Origin of the sequence: Sporosarcina sp. YIM B06819, from assembly GCF_033485175.1 — a bacterium.
Classification (GTDB): domain Bacteria; phylum Bacillota; class Bacilli; order Bacillales_A; family Planococcaceae; genus Sporosarcina.
Window position 1 is genome coordinate 161606 of sequence record NZ_JAWLIQ010000002.1, and the last position, 14024, is coordinate 175629.

Annotated in this window: 14 protein-coding genes and 1 other annotated feature; of the genes, 11 read left to right on the plus strand and 3 right to left on the minus strand. The window is 40.6% G+C overall.

Annotated features, from left to right (window positions below; translation table 11 throughout):
• Positions 1–86 precede the first annotated feature (86 nt).
• The 8 genes from R2B72_RS02290 to R2B72_RS02325 all read left to right on the plus strand — a co-directional run bounded on the left by R2B72_RS02290 (position 87) and on the right by R2B72_RS02325 (position 6482).
• Positions 87–1070 (plus strand): helix-turn-helix domain-containing protein, encoded by a 984-nt coding sequence (locus R2B72_RS02290; RefSeq protein WP_318614542.1) that lies wholly within the window; start codon positions 87–89, stop codon positions 1068–1070.
• A gap of 415 nt (positions 1071–1485) precedes the next feature.
• Positions 1486–2028, plus strand: coding sequence for a GNAT family protein (locus R2B72_RS02295; protein WP_318614543.1), 543 nt, complete (start codon positions 1486–1488; stop codon positions 2026–2028).
• Between the two features lie 28 nt (positions 2029–2056).
• Positions 2057–2785, plus strand: a complete 729-nt coding sequence (locus R2B72_RS02300; protein WP_318614544.1) for a hypothetical protein — start codon at positions 2057–2059, stop codon at positions 2783–2785.
• A 21-nt stretch (positions 2786–2806) separates the two neighbouring features.
• Positions 2807–3244 (plus strand): GNAT family N-acetyltransferase, encoded by a 438-nt coding sequence (locus tag R2B72_RS02305; RefSeq protein WP_318614545.1) that lies wholly within the window; start codon positions 2807–2809, stop codon positions 3242–3244.
• Positions 3245–3398: 154 nt separating this feature from the next.
• Entirely contained in the window at positions 3399–4094 is a 696-nt protein-coding gene (locus tag R2B72_RS02310) for a DUF3221 domain-containing protein (RefSeq protein ID WP_318614547.1), read from the plus strand.
• Positions 4095–4235: 141 nt separating this feature from the next.
• Positions 4236–4739, plus strand: a complete 504-nt coding sequence (locus R2B72_RS02315; protein ID WP_318614549.1) for an RNA polymerase sigma factor — start codon at positions 4236–4238, stop codon at positions 4737–4739.
• Positions 4729–6288 (plus strand): DUF4179 domain-containing protein, encoded by a 1560-nt coding sequence (locus tag R2B72_RS02320; protein WP_318614550.1) that lies wholly within the window; start codon positions 4729–4731, stop codon positions 6286–6288. Before R2B72_RS02315 ends, R2B72_RS02320 begins: the two co-directional genes overlap by 11 nt.
• A 107-nt stretch (positions 6289–6395) precedes the next feature.
• Positions 6396–6482 carry a hypothetical protein gene (locus tag R2B72_RS02325; RefSeq protein WP_318614674.1) on the plus strand — a complete coding sequence of 29 codons (87 nt, stop codon included), beginning with the start codon at positions 6396–6398 and terminating at the stop codon, positions 6480–6482.
• Here the strand turns inward: R2B72_RS02325 and R2B72_RS02330 are convergent.
• The gene (locus R2B72_RS02330; RefSeq protein WP_318614551.1) at positions 6442–6606 is read right to left on the minus strand and encodes a hypothetical protein; all 165 of its coding nucleotides are present in this window, start codon (positions 6604–6606) and stop codon (positions 6442–6444) included. The two genes, R2B72_RS02325 and R2B72_RS02330, sit on opposite strands and share 41 nt — an antisense overlap.
• A 70-nt stretch (positions 6607–6676) precedes the next feature.
• Between R2B72_RS02330 and R2B72_RS02335 the strand changes: the two genes are divergently transcribed.
• Together R2B72_RS02335 and R2B72_RS02340 are read left to right on the plus strand one after the other, a co-directional pair.
• Positions 6677–6853 (plus strand): PspC domain-containing protein, encoded by a 177-nt coding sequence (locus R2B72_RS02335; protein ID WP_318614552.1) that lies wholly within the window; start codon positions 6677–6679, stop codon positions 6851–6853.
• 142 nt (positions 6854–6995) lie between these two features.
• Positions 6996–8342, plus strand: a complete 1347-nt coding sequence (locus tag R2B72_RS02340; protein WP_318614553.1) for an amino acid permease — start codon at positions 6996–6998, stop codon at positions 8340–8342.
• A 308-nt stretch (positions 8343–8650) separates the two neighbouring features.
• Here R2B72_RS02340 and R2B72_RS02345 read toward each other — a convergent pair whose 3' ends face one another.
• Together R2B72_RS02345 and R2B72_RS02350 are read right to left on the minus strand one after the other, a co-directional pair.
• Positions 8651–9535: a DUF3307 domain-containing protein gene (locus R2B72_RS02345; protein WP_318614555.1), complete on the minus strand. Its 885-nt coding sequence runs from the start codon at positions 9533–9535 to the stop codon at positions 8651–8653.
• Between the two features lie 17 nt (positions 9536–9552).
• Positions 9553–10338, minus strand: coding sequence for a hypothetical protein (locus R2B72_RS02350; RefSeq protein WP_318614556.1), 786 nt, complete (start codon positions 10336–10338; stop codon positions 9553–9555).
• A gap of 281 nt (positions 10339–10619) precedes the next feature.
• Positions 10620–10863, plus strand: a binding site (T-box leader).
• A 47-nt stretch (positions 10864–10910) separates the two neighbouring features.
• Here R2B72_RS02350 and ileS point away from each other — a divergent pair.
• A complete protein-coding gene (gene ileS / locus R2B72_RS02355; protein WP_318614557.1) occupies positions 10911–14012 on the plus strand; it encodes an isoleucine--tRNA ligase in 3102 nt (1033 codons plus the stop codon).
• The last annotated feature ends 12 nt before the right edge of the window (positions 14013–14024 follow it).

Genomic DNA, 14024 nt, shown 5'->3' on the forward strand with positions numbered 1-14024 from the left:
ATATAATACAAATCAAAACATAATAAAGAAAAACTATATTGATTTTAATTTATAAAATAACTATCAACAACACGGGAGAGATTACATTGAATGATTGGTATACCAGACAACAAGTAGCAGACATACTTGGCATTTCAAAGGCGACAGTCTATCATTACGCCAAACAAAAGAAAATTATCAAAATTGAAGATCCTCATCGGCTAATACGTGAAGCGAGGTACAAAAAGGAAGAAGTAGATGCACTGGCGGAGGAACGAAAACGACATCAGCCAACCGGCTTGCGACCTTCCGAACTTGCGAAGCAATTAGGCGTGACGACGCAACGTATTTATGCCCTGATTCAAGAGACTGATTTACCCGTGGATGAATTGCCAGTTGGAGATGAACGGACGATTTACTCCATTCCAGATGAAACGGCCATCTGGATTCGACAGGAAATCGAACGAACTGCCTCTGCACGTGGCACACGGGTGGAATTTTATGATGCTAAATTGGATATTGCGCTGTACCAGTGTTTCCGTACTCAACAAGGACAGGATATTCGTGTGTTGCGTAATGACAACCAGGAATGGGGATTTTATTTGCAATCACGCACATGGATTCCTTTTGCGGATGGTGTAAACGTCTTTCAATATGAGCCGGCATATCCGATTCATCAGCAGAATCACAGCGTAAGGGGCTATACCGATTTCTCGCTACCAAAGGATTTACAGGAATCATTCGATTTCCTAGACTTCGTGTATCAGGTATGGGGAATTGAAAACATTCGTATTCGTGAGCATGAGAGACATATCGATTTGTCGATCAAGAGTGGAGTAGTAGCACTGGCGATACCCGTTCCAGAAGCTTTTTCGGAAAGTATGATTAGAAAATTGCTTGTCTTAGGTGATGTCGTAATGGATGAAGGACAGTGGACGCTGATTAGTGGGTACAGGCGGACAACCTTTGACTTGCCGAACAATTTGTTGGATGAATTGCAGGGAATTTCGAAATTAAACAATCTGTCAATGAGTGAATATGTTGAGCTTGCATTGCGAGAGAAGATGAATAGAGAACAGACGAACGACTAATAGATCGAATAGGGACATGCATTTTCCCCATTCGATCATTATTTGTCTATGATACCTAAAACTCATTATCCTGTAGCGCACTTCATCCTCAAATTAATTACGTCAGTAATATAGTAGTTATTTAGAATCTAGTCAGTTTCAAAAGTAGTGATGAGAAAGATAACGGTATCCTATTTTCAAAAAAGCATGGAAAAATTTCCTTTTGCAGTCTATCTATCCATAGTATAATAGAAAGATTCTGACTATCTAAATGTATAAGAATGCGATTATCGTGTGTCCGATTTTAAAGAAGTTAGTTGTCAGTAAAGCCGAATTTGGGTCTGTTTGTCAAAATGATATGGAGAAAGCTGGATTGAAAATTGCTTATACGAGGGCGATTTGGGTACGGCAATAATAGTAGTAGGGAGAGATTGGGATGTTTACTTATAAGATTGACGAAAAGATAGAATTGAAAATGTTAACCCCACAAGATACGGAACCATTATTTAAGTTAACAGATCAATCACGAGATAGTTTGAAAGAATGGCTGCCATTCATTGATTATACGCAGACCTCTGCGGATACAGCGGTATTTATAACATCGACCATGAAGCAATTTGGTGAGAACAATGGCTTTCAGGCTGGGATTTGGTATGAAGGGAAACTTGCAGGTGTCATTGGGTTTCACAAGATTGATTGGAACAACAAATCGACAAGTATAGGCTATTGGTTAGGGAAAGGCTTTGAAGGTTCGGGGTTAATGACCCAATCGGTTAAAGCTTTTGTCGACCATGCGCTCGTTGAACTGGGCTTAAACCGTGTGGAGATCCGGGCGGCCGTAGAGAATAAAAAGAGTAGGGCTATCCCAGAGCGATTAGGTTTCACTAAGGAAGGCTGTATTCGCCAGGCTGAATGGTTGTATGACCATTACGTGGACCATGTTGTTTATGGAATGCTAGCAGAGGATTGGCAGAAGTGATTAAACTAACTGCTACTGGGGGTCTGCTTTGATAATAAAAAAGTATGTTTTGTTTATTATTTGTTGCGCAGTTATTTTCTTCAATTTAAATCTCATTCAAAAAGAGCATATTTCTGGGAATAACCCCGTAACTATCGAAAATAAAAATCTCTCTATTGAAATCGATGTGGTAACTCATAAACTCAACATACGTGGCTCACAAGGTGTAGCGTTTTCTATTCCGTTTAGCTCTATTTCGATATATGAAAATTATTTGCAAGAACAAAGTGATCCAATGGTTGAAATCGAGCGATCATCCTTCGAGCTATTACCTATTAACAGTTCGGATGACAGTAAGTATGGGCTGCTTACATACAATTGTGGCGTCAAATTATGTTCCTCGTTGCTAGTTAAACTATCAAAGACGTTTACAAGTATCGAATTAGGTTATGGCATGCTAATGGACATGAAGCAGTCGTCAAATTTAGAACATGCCGTATTTCGCTATGGTGAGAACGAAGGTGACGTTGTGCTTAGAAATAACCTCATTCCTGTTAATTTGAAGGAAATGGTCTTGCTACATCCAGTGAATAAAGAGCTATCCGAGGAGTTTATAGAGAGTGCTACATGGCCAATTACAGAGTACAAATGGATAAGTGATCAGAATCTATCTATACGAGTTGCCGATGTTCAGGATACTGACTATGATTCGCTTTTAACGTGGTTTAACGGCTCAAAGAAAACGAAGAAAATTGAGATAGAGTTAGAAAAGAATTAATGTATGTAGGGGGATTTTCACATGACGATTGTACAAGCAACAATAAATGACCTGGATGCTTTAACGGAGCTTTTTGACTTATATCGGCTATTTTATCAGCAACCATCTGATTCGGAGGGCGCAAGGGCTTTCCTACATGATAGATTGAGCAATGAGGAGTCCATTGTCTTTATTGCTTTTGATGGCAACGAGGCAATCGGCTTTGTTCAACTCTATCCGTCATTTTCATCTGTTAGTATGAAACAGACATGGGTGTTAAACGATTTGTATGTGAAAGAAACTGGTCGTGGCAAAGGGTTTGGTGAGGCATTAATACGGAGAGCGATTGCTTTTGCAGAAGAGGCGGGTGCAAAGGGATTGTTGCTTGAGACAGCGAAAGACAATGTAACTGCACAGAGGCTGTATGAGAAGATTGGGTTTGTCCAAGAGACGAATTACTTTTACTTTTTTAGTGTTTAATGAACAATAGTCGCTTTGCAATGGAAAGTTGATTGCATTGAAAAATAAGATATTTTGACAGTTACCGTATTTAGAGTTGGATAAAAACAGGAAAAATGTAGCGTAACCTTAATACAAAATACCCGTCCAATCAACTAAAGGGGAAATGCCATCTATGAAAAAATACTTGATTTTGCTGTTGGTAGTCTGCTCAACCTTAGTTGGCTGCAACGTAAAGGATAATGCAGTTAAAGGACAAATTGATAGAATAGGCCTCATTACCGAAGTTGATGTGTCAGGAAATCGTGTGTTGGTGGATGATCCAGACAAGGGCCTTATTTGGCTGACTTTGTCTAGTCATGGGGACATCACAAAATATGAGGTGAATCAAGAGGTTGTCGTATGGATAGAAGGCGGTGTCAAAGAATCCTATCCTGCTCAAGCAACAGCACGAAATATTGAAATTCTAGGAGCAGAGGAGCTTTCATTCCACGAATTCTATTTTAGCAAACATGAGTTTCCGCCTAATTTAGCTGGTTTTATTGATATTGATAGCGCTCGCTTTAATATGGAAAAAGGGGGCTTTAGGTGGACCAAAGGAAATCAAACGACTACAACAGATGCCGCTGGTCCAACACAAATCGCAGAAAATTTTGAGGCTATTTTCGCGGAAGCGAATAGTAAAGCAAAAATTGTGATTGAGCAAAATCCTAGCTTAAGTGTTTATGCATGGAATGCAAAACGAGAGGAAATTGCTGTGGAGGAGGGGCTGATTTCATTACCAGCCACGAGTGGTCGTTACATCTATGAAGTCGTTGCTGAATGGACGAACGGGGAAGTTTCGTTTACATTTGTTGTAGAAGTAAAATAAGAATTTTCCGTGACCATTCGACGCTAACCCGTTGAATGGTTTTCATTATTGAAAAAAATAATTTTATTATCCATGGAACTTTTAAGTCCTCTCAATACTCTAATTGCTAAAGAGACAGATAGAAAGGGGAGACTGGCGTTTGTGACGACTACTATTTTATTGAAAAAGATCAAAAAGCGAGATATGAATGCCTTATTGGATTGGTTTGATGTCAGACAGTCAAAGTTATATAAAATTGGCTGGGCGTATTTGAAAAATCATCATGATGTGGAGGACATTTTTCATAATACGATATTGAAAGTACATGACAACATTGGGCAGTTGAAGGAAGATAACTATTTTGAAACATGGGTAACGTCCATTTTTATCAATGAATGTCGGGCTGTCTATCGGAAAAAGGAGCAGATAGCGCCTGAAAGGGTCGAAAGCGGCCCACTTGACAGCCAATTAGAGCTATTGAATGACTTGGATCGACTGGAGGACATACATAAGGAAGTGATTATTTTGAAGTACTTGCAAGGCTATTCGCAATTAGAAATTGCAGACATTCTTAACTTGCCAGTCGGGACTGTGAAATCCCGGTTGTATAGGGGTCTTATAGTGCTTAGACAACTTATCGAAGGGGGTGGAAACGATGAATTGTAAAGAATGTCAAGAACAGCTGGTGGAGTATATAGATGGAACAATGGATGAGACGGCAAGACAAGACATTGAACAACATATCGCTGACTGTGATAGCTGTAAGCAAGAACTGGCGAATTTTAAACAGATCATTGCCGCCTTGGCGTCTGATAATGAGGCTATTCAGGTGCCTAGCGATTTTATGAACAATGTTCGGCTGGCAGTAACTAACACGCAAACGAGTAGACCGAAGCGCTATAAACGTCGTGCTACATTTGGTTTGGTGGCTACGCTGTTCTTAACCTTATTTGTCGGGACGGCTGTTGCGACAAACAGTTTTGCGGACTTTGTGGATTGGTTGAAGGATTTTAGCAACAAGCAAGATGCGCAAATGCAGGAATTTGTTCAGCAAGGTTTAGCGGAAAATGTAAATGTAGTAGCCGAAAGCAATGGCGTGAAAGTGACGATTACGAGTGTTGTTGCAGATGATCTCCAAACGCTTATTTATTATGAAGTGGAAGCTCTGCAACAGGATACTAAATATATGATTAATTTCACGGATGGCCTGCAAATTGCAAATCAAGCTGAGCTTTGGGACGATACAGATTCACCTGTTACGAATTCTTTATTGATTTATTCGGAAAGTGAGAATGTCTATAAAGGCAGACTCGGTACAGCGCCGATATCCGCAAACGAGGGAACCATTCACTTGAAGCTCAGTAAGCTCGAACAGGTGATGGATGCTCCAGTTGCGGGTGTAGAAGCCTCGCCCCCTATATTTATGGAGGGCGACTGGCGTTTTCACATTCCCGTTCAGAAGCATCCAGCCATTGTCTATGATCTTCAAGTAGAGACTGAGGTGGACGGTAATCCCGTTATTTTTGATAAAGTAACGATTGCACCAACACAGACGGTATTGTCTTATCGCTATCGCAATAACAATCCAGATAAAAAGATGGATTACCTGACGATTGCGAGTCTTGAAAGCAAAGGCAAGCATGTCTATCCAGAACTACTTGGCATGGGAGGCGGCGGGGGAAGTGCCGATGGCTGGCATTCATCGAGGGCGACATTTGAATCCCTCTATTTTGACAAGCCGACGGAAATCCGCGTGCATGTGGGGAGTGCTGGCTTTACAGTAGAAGAGTCGGCACGGTTTACGATTGATATTGCACAAGAGCAGCCACAGACATTCAATTATTTGGGCAATACGATTTCGATTGAGCAGATTGAAGTTGGTGAACGGACGAAGATTAAGATGACAGAGGAATTAGCTTCGAATCGCCCTTATGAAACACTTCGCTATGTTTTTTATGACAAAGATGGCCGTGGATCATCAAGTAGTAGTGTGGATGGCTACTATATCGATAATAACGGTGAGCGACATGCGGTGAAGGACAGTTTTTATCGTCTACAGGAACTGCAGCAACCAAGAATTTTCTCAACTGAACATCAGATTGAATTATATCGGGATGATCAACCAGGAGATTTTATTCCTACTACGTTGGAAATCGAAGGCTATACAGTTACTTCCTTTTACGATAAAGTGATTGATATACCGTTGGATAACTAACGGAGAAGAGGAATGTAGTTGAGAAAGTTAACCAGAAGATCAACGGATCAAGCATTGTTTGGGTTTGTGCAGGAATAGCAGAATTTTTTAATGCCTCGCCTTTTCTTGTGAGGATTCTGTTTATGGTCTTACCTGTATCCTTTACTGTATACCTCATTCTTGCGCAACTGTTGCCCAAGAAGATACTTTATTAATGTCATAGGTCAAAAAGAGCAGTTCCTCTAACTGCTCTTTTTGACTTAAAATGAGTTTTCTCACAATTGCAAGCATTTTTTTGTTGGTGATATGATAAGATTCTAACATAGTCTTTTTTTTCAATGAAGGCTATGCTGCTCCTTCATGTAGCAATAAAATAATAGCTAGTACATAGTAGAGATGAGGTGTCCCATTGAACAAATTAACAAAATCATCAACTGATAAGATTTTATTTGGGGTTTGTGGAGGAATGGCAGACTTTTTCAATTTACCCTCGTTGATTGTCAGGCTTCTATTTGTTTTTGTACCAGGATCCATTGCTATCTATTTAATTTTTGCGTTATTTTTACCGAAAAAATCATTATATTGAGCATGCAAGTATGGAGTAGTTTTAGAACTACTCCTTTTTATGGATTGTAATTTTCTTAAATTGAAGGTATTTTTTCGCTACCAGTATGGTAAAATTCTAAGGAGATATCTTTTAAAAATGTAAGCAGAGAGTAGGAAACTGTGTGAAGCAGCAAGAGTTGGAAAGAGGTTTAAAAAATCGCCATGTACAACTGATTGCGATTGGCGGGGCGATTGGAACGGGATTATTTCTCGGGGCAGGAAAATCGATTCATTTAACAGGACCGTCGATTTTATTTGCTTATTTAATTACAGGGATTATTTGTTTTTTAATCATGCGGGCACTTGGAGAACTATTGTTGACGAATTTGAAATACAATTCATTTGTAGACTTTGTGCAAGATTATATGGGCAATATGGCGGCGTTTATAACAGGTTGGACGTACTGGTTCTGCTGGATCTCCATCGCAATGGCTGATTTAACGGCCGTTGGGCTCTATACTCAGTTTTGGTTCCCAAGCGTGCCACAGTGGATGCCGGGGCTCATTGCGCTCGTTGTGTTGCTACTGATGAACCTTGCAACGGTCAAATTGTTTGGCGAAATGGAGTTTTGGTTTGCTTTAATTAAGGTCATTGCGATTTTAGCACTCATTGTCATTGGTGGTTTTATGATTTTTAAAGGATTTACAACTGATGCTGGGACAGCGAGCCTCTCTAATTTATGGAGTCACGGCGGCTTGTTCCCGAATGGAATGACAGGCTTTATTCTATCTTTCCAGATGGTGGTATTCGCCTTCGCGGGCATTGAATTGGTGGGGTTAATGGCTGGGGAAACAGCGAACCCGGAAAAAGTCATTCCAAAGGCTATCAATAATATTCCTGTTCGGATTTTAATTTTCTACATCGGGGCATTGACAGTCATTATGAGTATTTATCCATGGGATGCCATTAATCCATTGGAGAGTCCTTTTGTTCGGGTCTTCATGGCGGTTGGGATCACCGCGGCAGCAGGTGTCGTTAACTTTGTTGTTCTGACATCTGCCGCGTCGGCATGTAACAGCGCTGTTTTCAGTACGAGCCGAATGGTTTATTCATTAGCCAAAGACGGTAATGCACCCGTACCTTTTACCAAACTAACGGGTAATAAAGTACCTTCTAATGCATTGTTCTTCTCAACGATTGTCATTCTGATTGCCGTTGTACTGAACTACATCATGCCAGAAGGCGTCTTTACACTCATCACAAGTATCGCAACGGTGTGCTTCATCTTCATCTGGGGCATTACGGTTATCAGTCATTTGAAGTATCGTAAAATGAGACCTGATTTAGCGAGAAAGAGCAAATTTAAAATGCCGTTTTACCCACTTTCCAATTACTTGGTTCTTATTTTCCTAGCATTCGTGCTTGTTGTGCTAGCACTGGCAGAAGATACACGCATCGCGTTGTTCGTCACGCCTGTTTGGTTTATTTTACTGATTGTGATTTATAAGATGCGGGGGATTCGGAACTGACAATAAGGACTGTTGCTATTTATACTAGCAATGGTCCTTTATTTTGATGAAAATAAAAATGACCCACGTCCTTCCGAAATTGGAAAGACGTCTAATGGAAATGAGTTCACTTTAGATGAGTATCTTCGTATTGAAGCCGCCTATATCGATATAGTGATCCATTTTTTCAGCGCTAACAACCTGGATTCATTGCGAATGCAACAATGTTCCACGGTAAATATTTCATCGAAGAACGACAATCCATCTTGTTCAATCCAGCATTCAATGATGTGCAAGTAGCAGTAGATAAGATTCTCACGACCCCTTACCTACATGATGATCTTTTTTGCCAATAAACCAAGCACTAATCCTAGCAATATGGAAGCTAAAGTCCCCAATAAGAAGTATTCAGCCCAATTACGATCATCTAATTGTTTGAACCGCGCAATCGACTTTGCCGCAATAATGAAAGCAATCGATGGATACGCACCTACAATCGTTAATGAAATCACTAGTAATCTTTCTACATAGCCAATTAATCTTCCACGTGAAGGTAGGGGATTGGAATAGGTAGGGTAATGGTATTGCTCAGTGAAATTACTATCAATCTTAGGCGGATGACTAGATTTTGCCTCCGTTAATTGATTATTAAGCGTAAATTTGCCTTCGAAATTTGCAAATTCTGAAGGCAGCGAGCCTACCAATAAATTTATAATGTGTCCACTCACACTTGTAGCCAAAATAAAAAGAATGACAATAAAAAGAAATGTATTGAGCACGTCTAAACTGCTGATTTCATTCTCCTCACTGAGCAATTGTAGTAATCGTGTCACTATCTTTGGCGCGGTCATATGAAAGAAAACCATACAAGTGATAAGCAACATCGTAATATGTAATAGCTGATCTGCTAGGAAAAACCATAACTTCTTTAAACTGTTACTGTCTTTTGCTTTGATGGTGTCCAACAGCTTTATTTTCAATATATCAATCACTAGATGCGACATGACAATAAAGGCTAAGGGGAATAAAAGATAGCTGAATATATTCGTAAAGTGATGAGAATAGCCCCAGATGATTACAAGTACTAGACCAGTTGTCAGTAGATGGTGGAGCATATGCTTCTTTAAATTCTTCATCTTGTTTTTCACCATGGCATCCGTTTGTAGCCAAAAGTCAGCTACTAAATGAGCAAGAAGTAAAAATAAGACTATCACCGTTTCTTCCTCCATTTCTAATCAATTGAAAAATACTCATGAAGATTAGCGCTCACACTCCGCTTGATATTCTGTTGCAGTTGATTGTTGATGACTTGTTGAGCATGTTCGCTTTCTGGTTGCAACGAATTCAATACTTTGACAACATCATTAAATGCACTTGTAATAGATTCAAAATTCCCTTTTTTTAAATGACTTGAAATAGTGGATGCAGACCGACCAAGATAATGACTTATTCTATTTTGTTGGTCAAGGACGAGAAACAAAGAACAGACAAGTGACTGAATAGCTGTTTGTTCATTTATTTGATCTTGTTGTAATTTTAAAATCATATTTAATAACGTCTCAAATTGACTTCTAAAGAGGTGATAGCCTTCAGAGGAGCTTACATGTAAAAAATCAGTTAACTCAAAATTAAATTGGTCCCTTTTTTGCTCTTGCTGTTTGAGCGTATCGTTGGCATATCTCGCTTGCTTCATGAAAGGATGAATCCAAGTCTCGATATCGATAGCATTGATGTCTTCTTGAAGTTCGCCAAACGAAAGGCCAAAATAGGGTTTATGGTCTTTGAATGCCCATATTTGACTAATGTAAAAGGCCAGTGTGTAAGCTGTTCCATAGCCACTACTGACGACCACAATCTCATCACCAGAACGATGGATGACTTGAGTCGTTGTGATATCCTTCGTCCAGTCAGCTATTCTTTTTTCTACATGATGAAGATACTTACTTAGTTCACCGCCAATGTCTCCTTTGGAAGAATTGCTTACGTCCATAATAAAAACAGAAACTGGGTAAGTCATATAAATCTCCTCTCAACTGATTTGTAGTAAATTGCTGGTTAAATCATTACATTAATTCGTCTATACAAACGAATATAACATCATTTCGTCTATCCAGTCAAACTTATTTGAAATTCTGCTGTATAGACGAAATTAGGCAGCACTCATTGAGCTAAAGGTGACATAGGGCTGAGATAAGATGGTTAACGGGAAAGATACCTATCCGAATCGAAAGTTCCCGAAAAATAATTCATTTGACAAGCGGACACAGCATAAGGTAATATCATCCATAACAAAAACATACATTTTCGTTGACGAGACCAAGTACTGTTTGAAACTGTTCCCCAGAGAGCCGGTAGATGCTGAAAGCCGGTGTTCAGTTCATGCACGAAAATCCTCTCTGAGAAATCAAGCTGAAACGAAGTAAGCTTGAACGGGTGTCTACCGATAAAAGGAACGCGTATGATTGTACGTGGCTAAGTGCTATTGAGAAACGAAAGTTTTCAATAGAATTAGGGTGGTATCGCGGTTAAACCCGTCCCTTTCCATAGGGACGGGTTTTTTTGTATGTATTTTTATCCAATAAGTGAAGAATGGAGCGATATCAGATGAAAAAAGAAACGGTTCAACAACGTGAACAGCGCATTCAACAGCAATGGGAACAGCAGCGTACGTTTGAGCAGTCCATCGAAACAAGAGAAGGGAGGCCTTCCTTTGTATTTTACGAAGGGCCACCCACAGCAAATGGCTTACCACATGTTGGGCATGCCTTGGGACGTACGATTAAAGACGTGGTCGCCAGATACAAAACGATGACAGGTCGCCAAGTCCTTCGCAAAGCAGGCTGGGATACGCACGGATTACCGGTTGAATTAGGTGTCGAAAAGCAATTAGGTATTTCTGGAAAAAGTGACATTGAAAACTATGGCGTTGAGGCCTTTATTGAAAAATGTAGGGAAAGTGTTTTTGTCTATGAAAAGCAGTGGCGAACATTTACGGAGCAGCTTGGCTATTGGGTAGACATGGAGGATCCTTATGTCACATTAAACAATTCTTATATTGAAAGTGTGTGGAATATCTTAGGGACGATTCATGATAAAGGCTTGCTGCATAAAGGACATCGCGTATCGCCCTATTGCCCGAGCTGTCAAACATCACTGAGTTCACATGAAGTCGCACAGGAATATAAGATGGTGAAGGATTTAACGGCCACAGTGAAGTTCAAGATTCGAGATCGGGCCAATGAATATTTTCTTGGTTGGACGACAACGCCTTGGACATTACCTGCCAATGTGGCATTAGCTGTCCATCCGACGATGAAGTATGTGCGTGCGCAGCAAGGCACTGACATCTTCATCGTGGCAGAATCGCTAGCTGCAACTGTGTTAAAAAAGGATTATGACATTCTCTCTGTTCATTTTGGGGCGGAGTTAAAAGGTCTGTCGTATAGTGCTCCATTCGAGTTTGTAGAAGTAGCAATCGGACATCAGGTAGTGGAAGCTGATTATGTCACAGAGGACAGTGGTACAGGAATTGTGCACATTGCACCGGCATACGGAGAAGACGATTATCATGTCATTCAAGAAAATGGTTTCTCTTTTGTCAATGTGGTCGATGAAAAAGGGCAATATACGGCGGAAGTCCCTGCTTTTCAAGGGCGTTTTGTCAAAGACTGCGATGTCGATATCATTCGTTATCTTGCGGATAAGGGCTTGTTATACAGCAAAGAAAAATTTGAACATAATTATCCGCATTGCTGGCGCTGTGATTCACCGCTGTTGTATTACGCTAACGATAACTGGTTTATCAAAACAACGGCTTTACAACAGCAGTTCATCGACAATAACGCAGAAGTGACATGGCATCCTGAGCACATCAAACAAGGTCGATTCGGCAATTTCTTGGAGCAAATGGTGGATTGGAATATTAGCCGAGAACGCTATTGGGGAACGCCGCTCAATGTCTGGCAATGTGACGACTGTCAGCATGAGCACGCACCTAAGAGCATAGCAGAACTAAGGAAACTGTCCATTCATCCATTCGCAGATGAGCTCGATTTGCATAAACCGACCGTTGATCGCATCAAGCTTCGTTGTTCGGCTTGTGAAGGAGAAATGTCCAGAACGCCTGAAGTCATCGATGTGTGGTTTGATAGTGGCTCCATGCCGTTTGCGCAATATCATTATCCATTTGAAAATGAGGACCTATTTAACAAGCAATTCCCGGCGGATGTAGTTATAGAAGGTATTGATCAAACAAGGGGATGGTTTTACAGCTTACTAGCCGTATCGACGTTATTTAAGGGGCAGTCTCCGTACAAACGTGTCCTATCACTGGGCCATATTTTAGATGAAAACGGGCAGAAAATGTCCAAAAGTAAAGGGAATGCGCTCGATCCGGTCGATTTGATTGAAAAGTACGGTGCAGATGCATTGCGCTGGGCATTAGTCGTTGATAGCGCGCCTTGGAGCTCCAAACGTTTTTCACAACGTATCGTCCAGGAAGCGAAATCGAAATTAGTCGATACGTTAGACAATGTGTATAGCTTTTACGCCCTGTACGCTAAGTTAGATGGCTATGCGTTCGGAAAAGGTACTGTTACTCAATACAATAAATTAGACGAGTGGATTCTCTCTCGCTTACACAGCACTATAAAGGCGGCCAGTGCTCATTTAGAGGACTATCATTTTACCAATGCAGCAAGGGATATAGCCCAACTAGTCGAGGAGGTTAGTAATTGGTACGTTAGACGATCCAGAGAGCGCTTTTGGGCGAGTGACATGAGTCCTGATAAGGCGGCAGCTTACGCGACACTATACGAAGTCCTGACAAAAACGAGTCAATTGCTGGCACCTTTCACGCCTTTCATGGCTGAAGATATCTATTTCAACTTAACAGGAGATAGCGTACACCTATCTGATTATCCAACTTATAACCCAAATCTGATCAATGAATCATTAGAAAATGAAATGGCAGCGGTTCTGCAAATCGTTGAGTTAGGGAGAAGTATTCGCAACACGACTGCATTAAAGGTAAAACAACCGTTAGCAAGCATTTCTGTCTTAAGTGCACAACAGGCGGTGAACTGGGCGGCGTACCAGGACATCATCATGGATGAATTGAACGTCAAACAATTCTACAAAGTCGATGATGAAATTCAGTTTGCAGCTACCAAACTGAAATTAGATTTCAAAAAATCAGGTGCTAAGTTCGGTAAACAATCCAACATCGTCCATACATGGCTGCAACAATTAACGAATGAAGAGTCTGTGGCGTTTACAAAAGCGGGCTACGGAAAAATGGTGACAGCTTCAGGTGAAGTGGTCACAGTATCCATTGAGGACGTACTCGTCGAGAAAATGGCGAAAGAAGGCTATTCCTCAGCAGCAAATGGAGCCTATACTGTTACGTTAGATGTTGGTTTAACAACGGAGCTGATTCAAGAAGGAACGGCTCGTGAATTGATTCGGGCAATACAAGCGTATCGAAAGGAATTGCAGTTACCGATTAATATGCGTATTGATATTGAGGTCTGTGCAGAGGCAGCGCTACGTGAGGTTATTGAAAAGTTTGCGTTTTTATTGCGGGAAAACTTACTGATGCGTCATTTATATATGAGAAATCACGTTGTTAATGGTTCCGAAATGACGATAGGGGAACACACGGCAGTCATTCAGCTTTTGCCGATTAGCTAACTTTTCTATTTG